Origin of the sequence: Geitlerinema sp. CS-897 (assembly GCF_028368005.1) — a bacterium.
GTDB lineage: Bacteria > Cyanobacteriota > Cyanobacteriia > Cyanobacteriales > Geitlerinemataceae > Baaleninema > Baaleninema simplex.
The window spans coordinates 22,265-39,264 of the sequence record NZ_JAQNCQ010000135.1 but is presented as its reverse complement, the minus strand read 5'-3'; the positions used below and the strand labels follow the sequence as shown (position 1 = coordinate 39,264).

Annotated in this window: 9 protein-coding genes and 1 pseudogene; 3 read left to right on the top strand and 7 right to left on the bottom strand. The window is 53.6% G+C overall.

The features are described from left to right. Positions 1-117, top strand: a pseudogene (locus POG22_RS08380) (ISKra4 family transposase); the annotation flags it as partial. Positions 118-316: 199 nt separating this feature from the next. Here the strand turns inward: POG22_RS08380 and POG22_RS08375 are convergent. The 7 genes from POG22_RS08375 to POG22_RS08345 all read right to left on the bottom strand — a co-directional run bounded on the left by POG22_RS08375 (position 317) and on the right by POG22_RS08345 (position 14,026). Next, entirely contained in the window at positions 317-2,830 is a 2,514-nt protein-coding gene (locus tag POG22_RS08375) for a two-partner secretion domain-containing protein (RefSeq protein WP_498904702.1), read from the bottom strand. Positions 2,831-2,982: 152 nt separating this feature from the next. Continuing rightward, positions 2,983-5,490 carry a two-partner secretion domain-containing protein gene (locus tag POG22_RS08370; protein WP_498904700.1) on the bottom strand — a complete coding sequence of 836 codons (2,508 nt, stop codon included), beginning with the start codon at positions 5,488-5,490 and terminating at the stop codon, positions 2,983-2,985. A 138-nt stretch (positions 5,491-5,628) separates the two neighbouring features. Next, complete coding sequence (locus POG22_RS08365; protein WP_498904698.1) at positions 5,629-8,136, bottom strand: two-partner secretion domain-containing protein; 2,508 nt, start codon at positions 8,134-8,136, stop codon at positions 5,629-5,631. Positions 8,137-8,461: 325 nt separating this feature from the next. Beyond that, a complete protein-coding gene (locus POG22_RS08360; RefSeq protein ID WP_498904696.1) occupies positions 8,462-10,942 on the bottom strand; it encodes a two-partner secretion domain-containing protein in 2,481 nt (826 codons plus the stop codon). A 623-nt stretch (positions 10,943-11,565) separates the two neighbouring features. Then, complete coding sequence (locus tag POG22_RS08355; protein ID WP_063714938.1) at positions 11,566-11,862, bottom strand: hypothetical protein; 297 nt, start codon at positions 11,860-11,862, stop codon at positions 11,566-11,568. A gap of 1 nt (position 11,863) precedes the next feature. Beyond that, positions 11,864-13,660, bottom strand: coding sequence for a hypothetical protein (locus POG22_RS08350; protein ID WP_498904694.1), 1,797 nt, complete (start codon positions 13,658-13,660; stop codon positions 11,864-11,866). 54 nt (positions 13,661-13,714) lie between these two features. Further along, positions 13,715-14,026: a DUF2499 domain-containing protein gene (locus POG22_RS08345; RefSeq protein ID WP_026097440.1), complete on the bottom strand. Its 312-nt coding sequence runs from the start codon at positions 14,024-14,026 to the stop codon at positions 13,715-13,717. Positions 14,027-14,266: 240 nt separating this feature from the next. Between POG22_RS08345 and csaB the strand changes: the two genes are divergently transcribed. Together csaB and POG22_RS08335 are read left to right on the top strand one after the other, a co-directional pair. Then, a complete protein-coding gene (gene csaB, locus POG22_RS08340) occupies positions 14,267-15,313 on the top strand; it encodes a polysaccharide pyruvyl transferase CsaB (RefSeq protein ID WP_498904692.1) in 1,047 nt (348 codons plus the stop codon). 248 nt (positions 15,314-15,561) lie between these two features. Then, the gene (locus POG22_RS08335) at positions 15,562-16,986 is read left to right on the top strand and encodes an AAA family ATPase (protein WP_063714935.1); all 1,425 of its coding nucleotides are present in this window, start codon (positions 15,562-15,564) and stop codon (positions 16,984-16,986) included. Positions 16,987-17,000: the final 14 nt, after the last annotated feature.

Below are 17,000 nucleotides of genomic sequence, written 5' to 3'. Positions count from 1 at the left end.
ACGGTCAAGCAGATTGGTCGGCGTCTCAAGATTTCCGGCGCTCAGTGGGAACGTCAGAACGTTCCACAAGTCCTCAAGCAACGCTGTGCTTATCTCAATGGAGACTTTTACGCCTAACACTTGCAAAACTGGGATGCACCCGGGGCGATCGGACAACATCCATTGAAATTTTTGTGTTTTCTAGAAAACGAGAATAGTGCTGAGTCTAGAAATTCTATCCTCGTTCGCAATATGGCACAGATTTCAGTTAATGTCGATATGCGATCGCATAATTCAATATTGCCGTGAATTCACAAATTCGAGCCTTGCATTCGAGTTATCGATCGCTGCAACGAACGCGATCGCCCCAACGATTCCCCACTCGATGTTGTGGGATCGAAACTAACTCCATCGTGCCGTCGTCTCGCCGCTGCCAACCCGTGGCTTCTACGAGAGGGAGCTGCGAACTGTCCAGTTCTGTAGAAGGCGATCGCCCTTCAGAATCCACCTCTGGCGGAGAAGCTTGAATTTCTGTCAACCGAGTATCCGTCCAGACTGTTTGACTTCGTAGAACATCTGTGGGATCGGGAGGCAAACCCCCGTTTCCGGTGACGACAAACGTATTTTCCGCCGCCGCCTCGCAGGCCGACGTCACCTGCGTCTCGGAATCGATGGGATTGCTGCTCAACTGCACGAACGCCGAACTGGTGTCGATTTCCGGTTGCGTCACGGCTACCACGCCGTCGATTCCCAGTTGGGAACTGGCCGTGATGCGACTCTCGGGAGAGACGAACAGACCTTGTGTGGCAATTTCGATATTCCCGCCCCGACCTTCAAAGGCGTTAGCGTCGATGCTGCTCCCCTCTAACAACGCGATCGTATCGGCTGCGATCGCTAAGTTACCCCCGTTACCGATTCCCCCCGCTTCGGCCGTAATTTGACTACCGTTTCGCAACTGCAACGAGTTCTCGACATTGAGGATCGCGTTTCCACCTTCTCCCGATCGCGTCGAAGCCGTAATACCCCCTCCATTGTCGAGCGAAACTGCCTCGGCGTTAATCTGAAGACTTCCCGCTCGTCCGGTTCCAATGTTGCGGACTGTGACTTGCCCTCCCTCTACAATGTTTAACTCAGGCGTATTAATTTCTAAATTCCCTGGAGAACCGGAGGGAACAGGCGGAAGTCCTAACACTTGTCGCAATACTTCATCAGCCTGAGTCGTACTGGCATCGATCGAACTTGGAACGATCGACCCCGGTGCGACTCCGCCGATCTCTACGAACTCTGTCGCGTTAATCGCGATGCTACCGCCATCACCCATCGCTAAAGCACTCGAGGCAATTTGCCCGCCGTCTCGAACGATCGCCCTGGCGGTGTTCACGATCGTACTACCTGCATTACCCGGACCGAGCGAGGACGCAGAAATCGTACTCGGTGTAAGCGTTCGCGGATCGCCTCCGATCGCCTCAACGCTCTCAGTGGCATTCACCAGGATACTTCCACCCGCTCCCGTGCCAAAGGTCGATATCGCCAAGCCGCCTCCGTTGCGAAGGCTCAGACGCCCGGTCGATACGGTCAAGTTACCTGTCGCTCCCGTGCCAAAGCTGCTGCTTGAAATAATGCTCGTAATCCGGGGATTCAGTGGTGGCGTACCGATAATTGAAATTGATTCGGCAGCTCGAATATTCAGATTGCCCGCATTTCCCTCTGCAAACGAGCGACTGGTTATTTGTCCGCCCTCAAGCAGCAATAACTGCGGGCTGGAAATTTCGATATTTCCAGCGTTTCCCGCACCTAGGGTTTCCTGACGAAAGCCAGTAGACAGAATGCCGTCCGGGGTCGTTCCCCTTATAGTTAAAGCGCTAGCTGCTCGTACTCGTATCTCACCGAATTTCCGTACGCCTCGGTTTTGCAACAGGGCGATCGAACCGCCGCTCAATCCGATGCGATCGCCGACGATTTGCATCGAACCGACACTCGTTCCGCTCACATCGACAGCCGCTTGTCTGACGAGGCGCACGTCTTGAAAACGAGACACTCCCTCGTAATCGAAATGCCACTGTTGGCTCTCGGACGCAACCGGGGCGATCGCGCGCACGACCCCAACTCCAACTCCCCCGAGTTCGATTCGTCCGCTGTTTGCCGTTAGCGTTGCACCGTCTAAGAGCGTGCCACTTCCCACTAATCCCAAGGTTCGACCTGGATTGACTTGCAAACCCGAACTCGGACTGTTTTGAAGAGTCGGTGAAATACTAGCACTCAGCGTAAAGCTGTGGCCGTCACCGCGAACTCGAATCTCTCCCCCTCGTCCGTTGAATTGTAAGCCCACCGGCACGTTGACGCTCAGCAACGGTTGCGCTTCGGGAGACGTGGCGCTGAATTCTAAGCCGTTGTCAAACACGAGACTCTCGGCCGTCGTGGCAAAAAACGAACCGCCGAGATCGAGGCGAGCGTTCGGACCGAACACGATGCCGTTGGGATTGAGTAAAAACAAGTTCGCCGTCCCGTTGGCTCGAATTAACCCGTCGAGGTTAGAAATATTGCTTCCCGTGACGCGGGTGAGAATCTGTTCGATCGTCGTGGCGTTGTTGAAAAAGGCTTCGGCTCCCGTGGGAACGGAAAAGTTCTCAAAGGAGTGAAAGAGATTGTTTCCCGCCGTCGTTCCACCTTCGATCTGATAGGTGGTGTTGTCAACAGTAACCTGAGAGGGGTTTGGGAGTGTTGCGTCGGGAACGACCTGTGAAAAGGCTGAGTTTGAAGAAATAACTCCGAGCGATCCTATCTCGACGATCGTCACGAGAAGAATAGTTCGATATCGTCGAAAGTTGCTGTTTGAGTGACAAAAAGTCATTTATTCCTTTAATAAAATAAAAACGATTTTGGGTTTAGAAATAGTCTGCTTGTTCGCAATATGACACAGATTTAGGTTGATGTCGATACGCGATCGCATAGCGCAATACTTACGAAGAATTACTGAAACGAGCATCGGTCTTCGGTCTTAAGTTATCGATCGCTACAATCAACGCGATCGCCCCAACGATTCCCCACTCGATTTTGTTGCGTCGAAACTAACTCTATCGTGCCGTCGTTTCGCCACTGCCAACCGGTCGCTTCTACGAGAGGGAGTTGCGAACTGTCCAATTCTGTAGCAGGCGATCGCTCCTCGTTCTCGCTCTCGACTGACGACGGTTGAATTTCCGTTAACCCAGTGTCTACCCAAACCGTTCGATGCCGTAGGACGCTCGTGGGATCGGGAGGCAAACCCCCGTTCCCGGTGACGACGAAGGTATTGTTTGCCGCTGCCTCGCACACCGATACCACCTGCGTTGTCGGATCGATCGGCTCTGAGGCTAACTCCACCAAGCCCGAAGCCGTATCGATTTCCGGTTGAGTAATGGTAACGAGACCGTCCACCCCGAACTGGGAACTGGCAGTGATACGGCTGTTTGGGGAAAGAAAAATGCCTTGCGCCGTTAACTGAATATTGCCACCCGTCCCTTCAAAGGCATTGGCACTCATATTGCTGCCCTCGATCGCGGCGATCGTCCCAGTATCGAGCGCGATATTACCGCCGTTGCCCGTACCACCTGCTTCAGCAGAGATTTGACCGCGATCGCGCATTATTAACGCTCCTTCCACCCGAAGATTAATGTTACCCCCTTCGCCTGAAGCTGTAGCGGCAGCGATCGCCCCTTCACTATCGATCCGCAGAGAACCGACATCAATGCTGAGAGAACCCGCATTACTCAAAGCGTCATTTTGAACCGTAATCGTGCCTCGATCGCGGACGTTCAGTCGGGGAGTCCGGATCGTCACATTTCCCGCAATCCCAGAAGCAGGCCCCGAGAAATCGAGCAAGAAACCTTCGACGCTCGTTGGCAACTGAACCGACGAGCGGATGGTTCCTCCATTGACATCGATCGACTCGGAAGCATCGATCGTCACGATGCCCGCATTTCCATCCTCCACACTGGACGCATTCACCCTAGCGCCATCGCCAACGACCAATCGAGTTGTCGTCAACGTCAAGTTTCCTCCATTGCCATTGCTATTCGTGGCAACCGTCAAATCGCTAGGAGACTCGAAGACTGGATCGATCCCGAGCAGTTCGACGGACTCAGAAGCATTCACGTTTAAGTTGCCTGCATTTCCCGATCCAAACGTCGAAGCCGATAAGATCCCACCATCCAAGAGAGTGAGCCGTTCGGTAGAGAGATTGACGTTTCCTCCTTCTCCCAGCGCACCTCCCGACACGATGGAAAAAATACTGCTGAAAAGCACGGGATTCTCAGGAGAAGAACCGACGATATCAATTGATTCAGTAATGTCGAGATCGATATTGCCCCCGGAACCCGTATCGAAGGTGCGAATAATAATCTGCCCTCCCTCTGCTAGTCGTAACCGTCCTGCAACAACGCGAATATCCCCCGCACTACCAGAACTCACGGTTTCTTGATTTAAGCTGCTGCGAACTTCGCCTCCGGGAGTCGTTCCGACGATTTCGAGAGATTCAGAAGCCGCGACAGCAATCTCTCCATCCGGGGTTGCGTCCGTGTTTTGAATCAGTGCGACAGAACCATCTGTCAGGTCGATCCGACGACCGACTAGATAGATCCCGCCTTGCCCCGCACCGCTCGCATCTACGCCAGCTTGTTGGGAGAGGTGCAAGTCTCGAAAGTTAGAAATGCCATCGTATTCGAGGGCGAACCCCGACGAACTGGGGGTCAGGCTAACGGTACCGGAACTGACACTACCCAGTTCGATACGTCCGCTTTCTGCGGTGAGAACGCCACCGCTAAGGTTGATATTGCTACCGACTAGGGCGATCGTGTTTTGCGGTCGCACGCTCAGTCCCGCAACAGCATCGGGGCGGGTGAAAGGTGGGAAAAAGCGATCGCTGGTATCAAAGGTCAGTCCGTGACCTGTTCCCTCAACTCGAATTTCTCCTGAATTAGCTCCCAACTGCAAGCCGATGGGAACGTTAACGGTTAATAATGATGGAGCTTGGGGATTGGTAGCGCTAAAGAAACTACCATCGGACAGTTGAAGGCTGTCAGCAGTGGAACCGATAAAGGAGCCGCCGATATCCAGTCTGGCATTAGGACCGAATACAATGCCGTTGGGATTGAGTAGAAACAGATTTGCCGTTCCGTTGGCTCGAATGAATCCATCGATGTTGGAGATATTGCCCCCCGTGACGCGGGTGAGGATGTTTTCGATGCTGGTGGCATTATTGAAAAACGCCTCGCTACCCGTAGGTACGGAAAAGTCTTGAAAGGAGTGAAAAAGATTGCTTCCGGCTTCCGTTCCCCCTTCGAGGGTGTACCGACTGCCTTCTAGGTTGACCTGGGAAGGAACGGGAAGTGTGTTATCGGGAACAATTTGTGAAAAGGTAGGTTTTGAAAATAGAATTCCGAACGATAGTAAGTTTAAAATAAAAAAAAAACTGACGTCAATAAATTGTTTAGACTTGCCTTGTGGCCTTTTTAAGTCCATGTCTTTAGCAGTCATCAATACTGCTCGATAATATCTTTTTGTGTTGATAAGCTGTCCGTCCGCTCTCAGTATGGCATAGGCGATAGGTAACGTCCATCGTCGATCTCACCGCAAATTTTTGCGTGAATATACTCATGTAAATCTCCTTAAGAATTATCGATCGCCACAACCGATGCGATCGCCCCAGCGATTCCCCACCCGATTTTGTGGCGTCGAAACTAACTCTACGGTTCCGTCTTCTCGAATTTGCCAATCGCTGGCTTCTACAAGTTGTGTGGGTGTGGCGCTCTCGCGTTCGGGAGATAGCGATCGATCTTCGACGGATCGATCGTGAATTTCCGTTAACCGAAGATCCTCCCAAACCGTTTGACCTCGTAGCGTTTCCATCGGATTAGGAGGCAAACCGCCGTTACCCGTGACGACAAACGTATTTTCTGCCGCTACGTCACACGCCGATACCACTTGCATCGCCAGATCGATCGGTTCGCTAGTTAACTGAACCAACGCCGAACTCGTGTCGATTTCCGGTTCGGTAACCGTCACCAGACCGTCGATTCCCAGTTGAGAACTCGCCGTGATGTGACTGTCCGGAGAAACAAACAGACCTCGGGTGTCAATTTCGATATTCCCGCCTCGACCCTCAAACGCATTGGCATCGATCGAGCTTCCTTCCAATAGTGAAATTGTGTCAGCCGAGATCGTCAAGTTGCCACCGTTACCAGTTCCGCCCGCTTCAGCTGTAATTTGACTCCCCCCCCACAATTGCAACGACCCCTCTACGCGAAGGGTAAGGTTTCCCCCTTCTCCCGATTGTGTCGAAGCCGTAATTCCACCGCCTTCGTCGAGCAAAATTGCTCCAGCATCGATCTGAAGGCTTCCAGCACCTCCTATTCCGTCGTTGCGAACTGTAACCAACCCTCCATCTTTCACAATTAACTGGGGGGTATGGATTTCCAAGCTCCCCGGTAAGCCGGATGGAGTGGGCGGAATGCCAAAAGCTTCTCCCAGAACTTCATCGACCCGATTCGCACCCGCATCGATGAGGCTTGGATTAATCGATCCCGGTACCGTTCCGCTAACTTCCACGAACTCAGTTGCATTGAGAACGAACCGGCCGCCGTTACCTGCCCCAACGGTAAAAGAGGCAAGCCGTCCACCCTCTCGCACGATCGCTCTCGACGTGTTTAGTGTGACATCCCCCGCATCTCCCATACTGTTTGAGACTGAAACAATAAAGCTCGGCGTAAAGTTTGTGGGTTCGACGCCGATCGCTTCAATCGTCTCCGTCACCGTCACGAAGATATTTCCTGCTGAGCCGGTTTCAAAAAAAGTTGCAGCTCCAATGCTCCCTCCATCAATCATGCTCAAATTCCGAGCTGCAACTGTAATATCACCCGTCGATCCACTCCCGAAGCTCAGACTGGTCACGAGACTGCGTGCTACGGGATTAATCGGTGAAAAGCCAATGAGTTCGATCGACTCAGAAGCCTGAATGTCGATCTCGCCAGCATTCCCCGCTCCCCAAGTTTGACTGGTAATGGCTGCACCTTCTAGAGAGGTTAACCGCTGGGTGAAGATTTCCAAATCGCCGGTATTCCCCGCGCCCACTGTTTCTTGACGAAAGCCAGTAGGAACCATTCCATCAGAGGTTGTCCCGATTAAGGTTAAAGACTCTACAGCTCGTACTTGCAAATTGCCAAACGTCTGTTGACCTTGGTTTTGCAATAGGGCGATCGAGCCGTGATTCAACAGAATTTCATCGGCGACGAGTTGCATCGATCCGACTCCATGTCCGCTGACATCGAGAGCCGATCCCTGAGTAAGGTGTACGTCTCGAAAACGAGACACCTCATCGTAATTTAAACGCCACGAACGATTTACAGATGAGGAGGGAACAATGAAACGAACGAACCCTTCTCCCACGCCACCCAATTCGATGCGTCCGCTTTCGGTTGCGAGGGTTGCACCGTTCAAGCGAACATCGCCGCCAACTAAAGCTAAGGTACGGCCGGGTCGGACTTGCAATCCGAACACACCATCATTTCGGAAAATTTGCGAAAAAAAGGGATCGGAAGCTGTTAAACGACGATCTCGACCGCGAACCTGCATCTCTCCGGCTCGATCGTTAAACTGTAAGCCAATGGGAACATTCATACTGAGTAACGGTGTCGCATCTGGAGCCGTGGCGCTAAATTCTGAATTGCTCTCAAACACGAGACTGTCCGCCGTACTCGCCAAAAAAGACCCGCCGAGATCGAGTCGGGTGTTTTCTCCAAAAACGATGCCGTTGGGATTGAGGAGAAACAGGTTTGCCATTCCGTTGGCTCGAATTAACCCGTCGATATTGGAGAGATTCCCCCCCGTCACTCGAGTGAGAATGTTTTCAATGCTGGTGGCGTTGTCGAAAAAGGCTTCGGCTCCTGTGGGGATTGAAAACTCTTCAAAGGAGTGAAAGAGATTGTTTCCCGCCGTCGTTCCGCCTTCAATCGTATAGGTATTGCTGTTAAGTATAACTTGAGAAGGATTCGGGAGTGTTTCATCAGAAACGACTTGTGAAAAAGCTAAATTTGAAGATAGAACTCCGAGCGAACATATCTCGATCGTAATGAGAAGAAAAGTGCAAGATCTCCGAAAATTTATTGTTAAGTGACTAAAAGTCATTGTTTTTTTAACAAAGTGGAAACAGCTTCGAGTCGAAAAATTGTCTGTCCACTCGTAATTATGATACACGCTAAGGTGGATGTCGATCCCCGATGGCACAGCGAAATATTTACAAAAATTGACTAAAAAAATTATCGATCTTAAGAATCCTTCTGAATTTAAGGTCATAAGTAAATTTTATATTTTGTTGAAACCCTTGCTGTAGGGGCGAGTGGCCGTGCACTGGCTTCAACTTAAGGGCTGGAAGCCCCAAATTTCGTACAATTGAGCCTGTTCCTTCCGTTTTCGCTTCCGAACCTTTTTGACCAGCCCTAACAACTTTAAGTTATCGATCGCCGCAACGGACAGGTTCGATCCAACGATGTCTTGCCCGATATTGTGGAGTTGAAATTAATGCGATCGTACCGTCGTCTCGTCGTTGCCAACCCGTGGCTTCGACTAGCGGCAGTTGCGAACTGTCCAATTCTGTAGAAGGCGATCGCTCCTCGTTTCCGCTCTCGACTGACGACGGTTGAATTTCCGTTAACCGAACATCCTCCCAAACCGTTCGATCGTGCAGAACCTCCGTGGGATCGGGCGGTAAACCCCCGTTTCCCGTGACGACGAAAGTGTTTTCTGCCGCCACGTCACAGGCCGATACCACTTGCGTCGCCGGATCGATGGGATTACTGCTCAACTGCACCAACGCCGAACTGGTGTCGATCTCTGGTTGGGTCACAGTCACGATGCCTTCAACACCGAGTTGAGAACTGGCAGTGATTTGACTGTCGGGAGCAACGAACAACCCTCGAGTGACAATTTCAATGTTGCCTCCGTTTCCTCCCAAAGCATTGGCATTGATATCGCTCCCCTCTAACACGGCGATCGCATCGGCCGCGATCGCTAAGTTACCCCCGTTACCGCTTCCCCCCGCTTCAGCCGTAATCTGGCTGCTGTTTCGCAACTGCAACGAGCGATCGGCGTTGAGTAGAATATTTCCCCCTTCCCCCGATTGGGTCGAAGCCGTAATACCTCCTCTGCGATCGAGTAAAACAGCCTCAGCACCGATCTCGAGACTGCCTGCGTTGCCCGTTCCGTCGTTGCGAACGCTGACGAGTCCGCCATTGCGAATCCTTAACTCGGGCGTGTTGATTTCCAAGTTCCCCGGAGACCCCGAGGGAATCGGAGGAATTCTCAAGGCTTGCTGCGTCGCTTCGTCAACCCGATTGGCACTGGCGTCGATGAGGCTGGGATTGATCGACCCCGGAACCGTTCCGCTGACTTCGACGAACTCCGTCGCGTTTAAAACGAGTCTGCCGCCATTACCGCTAGCGACCGTTACAGCAGTGATGCGTCCGCCATCGCGAACGATCGCTCTCGAGGTGTTAATGGTCAAACTGCCAGCATTACCAATACCGTTCGTTCCCGAAGAAATAACGCTCGGTAGAAGACTTCTCGGTTCGATCCCAATGACCTCAATGGTGTCGGTAGCATTGACGAGGGCGTTGCCTCCCGCACCCGTTCCAAAAGTTGAAATGGATAAACTCCCACCGTCGAGGATACTCAAACGCTGCGTCGAGATCGTGACATCACCCGTCGCTCCCCGAACGAAGCTCACGTTTCCTATGAAGCTACGGGCTAAGGAATTGAGGGGTGACGTACCGATCGGTGCGATCGATTCAGAAGCTCGAACGTCGATATTGCCAGTATTGCCCCCACCAAACGTTCGGTTGAAAATTTGCCCTCCCTCCCGTACAGTGAGTCGTCGGGTGGAAATGTCGATATTGCCCGTGTTACCCGCGTCTAGGGTTTCTTGCAAAAAGCCACTACGAAGGAGTCCGTCGGGGGTCGTCCCCGTTAAAGCGATCGACTCTGAGGCTCGTACTTGCAACGAACCGAAGGTCTGCGTTCCTTGGTTTTGCAGCAAGGCGATCGATCCGTCACTCAAGGCAATTTGCCGACCGACGAGTTGCATCGAGCCGACTCCAGCTCCACTAACATCGACGGCCGCCTGTCGGGTAAAATCCAGGTCTCGAAAATCGGAAACGCCTTCGTAATTCAAACGCCAAGACTGGCTATCGCGAGTGGGGGGAGCCGTCAACGCCACCGACCCGGCTTCAACTGCCCCGAGTTCGATCCGTCCGCCTTCAGCCGTCAGCGTCGCACCGTTTAAGTTGACGTCACCGCCGACTAATGCCAGGGTGTGACCGGGGTTGACTTGCAAACCCGAAATGTTATTCTCTCGGACGACTGGTGAAAACAGCGGATTGCTTACCGTCAAGCTGTGACCTTCACCGCGAACCTGAATCTCTCCCACTCGTCCGTTGAATTGTAAGCCCACCGGCACGTTGACGCTCAACAACGGTTGTGATTCGGGGGCGATCGCACTGAATTCTAAGCCGTTTGCAAACACGAGACTCTCGGCTGTCGTAGCGAAAAACGAACCACCGAGGTCTAACCGAGCGTTTTCTCCGAAGACGATGCCGTTGGGATTGAGTAAAAACAAGTTCGCCGTCCCGTTGGCTCGAATTAACCCGTCGATATTCGAGATTTGGTTTCCCGTAATGCGGGTGAGGATACGTTCGACCGTCGTAGCGTTGTTAAAAAACGCCTCAGCTCCTCTCGGAACGGAAAAGTCCTCAAAGGAGTGAAATAGGTTGTTTCCTGCGGTCGTTCCGCCTTCGATGGTATGGATATTGTTGTCGAGCGTGACCTGAGAGGGGTTTGGGAGTGTTTCGTCGGGAACGATTTGTGACACTGCCGAACGCGATAAAAGACAGCCGATCGAGAATACCTCGACGATCGCGACGATTGGAAAAGTTAACACGCGCCTCGAGTTATTATGTAAGCTACTAAGAGCCATTGGGTTGTGTAGTCCCTCGATAAAATGAGAATATTTTCTGGGTTGAAATAGTATCTTTCTGTTTGTAATATGGCACGATTCAATTCAAGATGTCGAGAGCTAATGGCTCGACTTAATACTATTCAATATTTATGTAAGTTATGTAGATATACATAGCAATCCTAAATGGTTGGCGGAAACAGATCGGCTGAAAACCCCATACCGTAACGATCTATTCTGAAAACAATCCGCAAACGAAGTCGTACTGCTATATAGACAGCCCAACAGATTCGTGAAATCTTGTAATTGGAAAGTACTGTAGCACGGCGATTCCAACCAAAGAGTGCGTTCAAAACTCAAATGATTTTGCTATAATGTGAATTGCCTGAGAAAACAATTTAAAAAACTGTAGGGGATCTCGGCGATCGTTTACTCTTCAACTCTTGGGAGTTTACGTGTGGGAAAATTCCAGCTTTGTGGCGGTGATAACAGGTTTAGACCTGACATATTAGAACTAATTCGAGTTCGATCGCGAACCGATCGTTCGCAGGATTAAAAGCGATCGATTTCCGATTGCAAAAGTTGAGATGTACCGGGGCGATCGCGACTCAAACTCCTCGACGCGGTTTCCGACCTCGCGTGTGCCGTTTGCGTTTCGACTTCGGCGGCGTGCGGTGCGCCCCAAAATATTTCTCGCTGCGATAGCGCAACCACACCCTTAACTGTTGCGGAATCCGATCTTTTTGTTCCTTCGTCAAGCGATCGTACAGCACTAACGCCCGTTCCCGCTCGCCGCGACAGGCCGCGTTATTATGAGCGTCCCAGTAACTGCGTGCGACGCGAATCCGGCGACAGACTTCCTTTACCAGCGCGTCTCCCGTGAGGGGTTTCTCTGGCTTTGTCATATCACGCGTCTCCCTGTCCTAACGGTAGCGTCGGCGAACCCGAGGGTAACACGCGGCGCGATACCGTCGCTTTATAACTTTCCCGTTCGGTGTCTACATCCACCGCGATCGCCTCGAACTGAACGTCTAACCCGCCGCGAGGAATCGAGAGCTGAACCGACGATTCCTGTTGTCCGTTCCCGAGGAGAAAGAAATCCGTCAACCATCGCGGCCCGTCGATGAGTGTTTGGTTCTGCAAATCGCGAATCCAGAGTTTCACAACCATACCCGCCGACGGTTCGGGAAGTCGCACCCGCACGACGACCGGACGTCCGACCGTCAAATCTCCACTCGGGATCTCCAGTTCTGGAGTCGGAAGCAGCGGAGCCTCTAACACCGCCTCGCCAGAGTCCTCGGAGCGATCGACCTCGGGCAACGCCAGTCCGAAATCGTCATCGACTACCACTTCTTGGGCTTCCCATTGCGAAAGTTCCGCCGTCTCGTCTCCAAAGTCGAACGGATTGCTACGACGATCCGATCTCGAAGCCAACCACGCCGACAATTCGTCGTCTCTTGCCAAGTCGTTGAGGCGCGAGGCGAAGCGATTGGGTAAATCGAGGGCTTGAAACGCGCGATCGACCGGAGAAAGTTGAGGGGGCGAGGGATTTGGCGAAGGCGCAGAAGACGGTTCGGGGACATCGGCGGCTGTCGGTTCGGCTGTCGGTTCGGAATCGAAAGTACCGAACGGATTGTTTGCCGCTTCCATCGACGATTTCGCGGGAGCGTGACGGTCGGAGGACTCCTGAGACGGCGGTGCGTTGCCGAAGCTGGGGAGATCGATCCCTTTAGCGGATTTCGAGGCCGTATCGCTTAACTGAGGGGGCAACGCTTCAGCCGTTTTCGCATCGAGGGGAGGCGGAGGGGGGGCAGAGGCGCGTTTGGGAGAGCGATAGGGTTCGGGGGCGATCGCCGATCGCTGTAAGATCGACCGGTCGAGCTGTCCGCCAGCGATCGCCTCGAGCAAGGCATCTAACCGCGCCGTAACCGTAAACGACTGCTTCGACAACACGTTAGGAACCGCATCGCACAGCAACACTTCCCCTAAAATCAACCGGCTCGTACAAGTTTCGGGGATCTCCATCTCGCAAGAAAACGACAGTGGCAGCGTCTGAGACGAAAGTAACCGTTGCACGGTCGCCACCACTCGCAAACTTTGAGGTTCTCGCAAGCGAATGCGTAAATGTAACCCTCGGATGGCGCTTTCCTCTGTCGAGCCGTCGATCCGGGCAATTTCTCCAGAAATCGCCAGCGGTTCCCCCGATTTCACCGTGAGGGCTTCGCGAGCGAGGGTCAAATGCAAACGAGGCGATCGCGTCGGTAACGCCGACCGTTCCGGTAGGGGAGCGAGATCGTCAGTGGGCGCGTCCGCATCCGGCGAGGCGATGGCTGTTTCCCCATCGACGTGCAAACAAACCGTCGCGCGGCGAGTCGGTTCTGGACGTTCTACCGTCACCGGAGCCGCACAGCTAAGTTCCCATCGCCCCGGTAACAACTCCGTCGGCGACAGGACGAGTAACGACCCGTCCTCTTCCGTCTGTCGCACGCAGCGATCGCACTGTTGCGAGTCCGAACTGGGAGTTTCCCTCAGCTGAGATGCCGTCGGGGGAGTATACAGAACCCGAATTTCAGCGATCGCATTTTTGAACGTCGTTTTCGCCACAATACGATAGCGTCCCGTCGCGATCGCCTTGCCGTCTGACGGTAGGGGTCGCCAGACTCGTTCCCCCTCGCGCTGAATCAAAAATTCCCAATCTTGCATTATTTGACACCTCGCGCCTCGCATCCCAATTTCAAACTGCCGATCGCAGACTCGTTAGCGCTCTGCCGACGCGACCCGAGCGCGACGCCAAATCCACCACGCAGCCAGACAAAGCGTGCAGTTTCCCATGACTGTCGTTGCAGCCTGCACCGTCACCAGCCATTCTAACGCCTCCGCGTTGTCGAAAAAGTGCCACGTACAGGCGCACATCGCACTGACGAGCGCGGGCAACATCGCCACCGACAGCCAATGCCAAGCGCGGTTTCCCGTCACTTCACCGTAACGCCACACCAGCCAAATGGCGGCAATCCACTCGATAACGCTCGAAATGTGAATCATCCAAGTTGGAATTGAAAGAACGTGCATTGAACCTGTCTCGTCCAGCAACTTCAAAGTGTTAATTCTCAGGGGTGAGCTGAGAGTTTTTACCCAATTTCAAACCTCAATCGATGCCGTCTGAGAGAACCGACACCAACTTTCCTTAAATATTGTAGGGTTGCTAGAGACAGTTTCTGACGACAAAAGCCGCGAAGATTCTCCGTCGCCTCGTACTTAGGCGGCGTGCTGTCTCGGCGAAGATACTGATACGAACCGCAATCGAGCATTATGGCAAAACGACGAGCGATCCTGTGTGGCTACTACGGTATGGGAAACGGCGGCGACGAGGCGTTACTCGCTTGTCTGGTGGACGCCTTACCCGCCAGCATCGAGGCGATCGCCCTGTCCGGCGATCCCGAGCGAACCCAAAAACGCCACCATATCGCTGCCATTCCCCGAAAATCTACCCCAGCCGTGTGGCAAGCTCTGCGCCGAGCCGACATCTTTATTTGGGGAGGCGGGAGCTTGATGCAAGACGCCACCAGCGCTCTCAACCCCTTATATTACGGCGGTTTGATGGGAGTCGCCCAACAACTGGGTTTGACCACGATCGCCTGGGCCCAGGGCATCGGGCCGTTACGGCGATCGCTGACCCGGTGGGTTGCCCGCGAATGCTTCAGCGGCTGCGACCTCGTCACCGTGCGAGATCGTCACGCCGCCGCCCTTCTCCAACAGTGGGACGTTCCCTTCACCCTCGCCCCCGATCCCGTTTGGAATCTCGACACCTACCCCCCACAAGGGCTGTGGGATATCCCCGCCCCCCGCGTCGCCGTGACCCTACGTCCCCATCCCCAACTTACGCCATCGCGTCTCGACTGCCTGACCCGCGCCCTGGCCGACTTCCAAACCGCCACCCAAACCTGTCTGCTCTTAATTCCCTTCCAACGAGATCGCGATCTGAAGCTGGCCGAAACCCTGCGAGATCGCCTCCCTGGAGAAACTCACATTTGGCACAGCGACGATCCCCGCGAACTCAAAGGCGTCTTTCACAGCGTCGAATTCGCCATCGGAATGCGGCTGCACGGACTGATCGCCGCCGCTGCCGAAGGTTGCCGGTGCTGGGCGATTAGCTACGATCCTAAAGTCAGCCAACTGGCGGCCGAATTCGACCTTCCCGTTTGGGAACTGTCCGAACTTCCCGACGATCCCAATACCATCAGTCGCGCCTGGATCGAGACCTACGCCAACGGCGACCCCCTCGGCGACACGAAAATTCGGGCAACGATCGATCGCGCCGGACTCCACCGCGATCGCCTCCAGGATTTGCTCGGTTAATGAGGAGCGGTGTTGGGGGGCGGTGCGTGACGCGGCAGACCCACATCGACCTGACTTCGATCGCATTTTCTGGCCGCGTCACAGCACCCTACCCCTGTTCCCTGAAAGAGCGGTGCGTGACGCAGCAGACCAACATCGACCTGACTTCAATCGCATTTTCTGGCCGCGTCACAGCACCCTACCGCTCTCCCTTTCTCCCCCTCTCCCCCTCTCCCCCTCTCCCCTTCTCCCTTACTCGACGAAAAGCCATGACTTTAGACGTTCGCGAGTTTTTTCGCGCTACCAACCCCGCCCAAACCTTAAACGTCGAAAATCCCGACGAGCGAAAACTGTATATCGATTTTTCCGAAGTCCGGGGATCGCAGATCGTCGAAGAACTGCGAGATAACATTAGCTTTTTCTCCCCCGACGAACCCACCGTGCAACTGTTTACCGGCCATATCGGCTGTGGCAAGTCTACCGAACTGCTGCGGTTGGCGGCGGACTTACGCCAAGACGACTTCCACGTGGTTTATTTCGAGTCGTCGCAAGATTTAGAGATGGGAGACATCGATGTCAGCGACATTCTGCTGGCGATCGCGCGGCGGGTCAGCGAAAGTCTCGAAGACCTCGAAAAAATTCACCTTCAATCGGCCAAAGGCTTACAAGGCTTACTCAACGGTGCGGCGAAACTGCTACAAACTGAAATCGACTTATCGGCGGAAGTCGGCATTCCCGGCGTCGGTCGCGTCAACGCCAGTACCGAAGGTAACTTTAGCGCAGAAGTGGGAGTTCCCGGCGTCGGACAAGTCAGTGCCGATCGCGAAGGCGTGTCTTTCGTCGCCCTCGGGTTGGGAAAAATCACCGCCAAAGCCAAAAACAGCCCCGAACTTCGCAGCAAACTGCGGGAATACCTTGAAGTTCGCACCACCAGCGTCCTCGATTCTATCAACCAAGAACTGCTCGAACCGGGGATCGACAAACTCAAACAAATTGGCAAACAGGGACTCGTCGTGATTATCGACAACCTCGATCGCGTCGAACGCAAACCCAAACCCTGGGGACGGACGCAACCGGCTTATTTATTCGTCGATCGCGGCGAACAACTGCGCCAACTCAACTGTCACGTCATCTACACTTTGCCTCTGTCGCTGTTGTATTCCAACGATCTCAACCAACTCACCAATCGTTTCGGTTGCGATCCCAAAGTCTTACCGATGGTTCCGGTGCAGCGGCGGGACGGGAGCGAACACCGAGAGGGTTTGACGATGATGCGTCAGATGGCGCTGGTACGGGCGTTTCCCGACCTCGACGAAGACGGTCGAGAACAGCGCGTTTCCGAATTGTTCGAGACTTCCGAACTCCTCGACGATCTCTGTCGGGTCAGTGGCGGTCACGTGCGAGAATTTTTGCGATTGCTCAACGACTGGATTCGCAAAGACCGCCGATTGCCCCTGTCCCGTAAAGGTCTCGAGGCGGTGGTGCGCCAAAAACGCGATCGTATGACCCTCGCGATTACCGACGATGAATGGGAACTGCTGCGTCAAGTTCGCCAGCATAAAAAAGTCACTGGCGATGAAGGGTACGATATTCTCATCCGCAGTATGTTCGTTTACGAATACCGCGATAGTGAGGGGTCGTGGTTCGACGTCAATCCAGTTTTGGAAACGGCGCTTCCGCTGAAGGAGGGTTAATCTCGACTCAACAC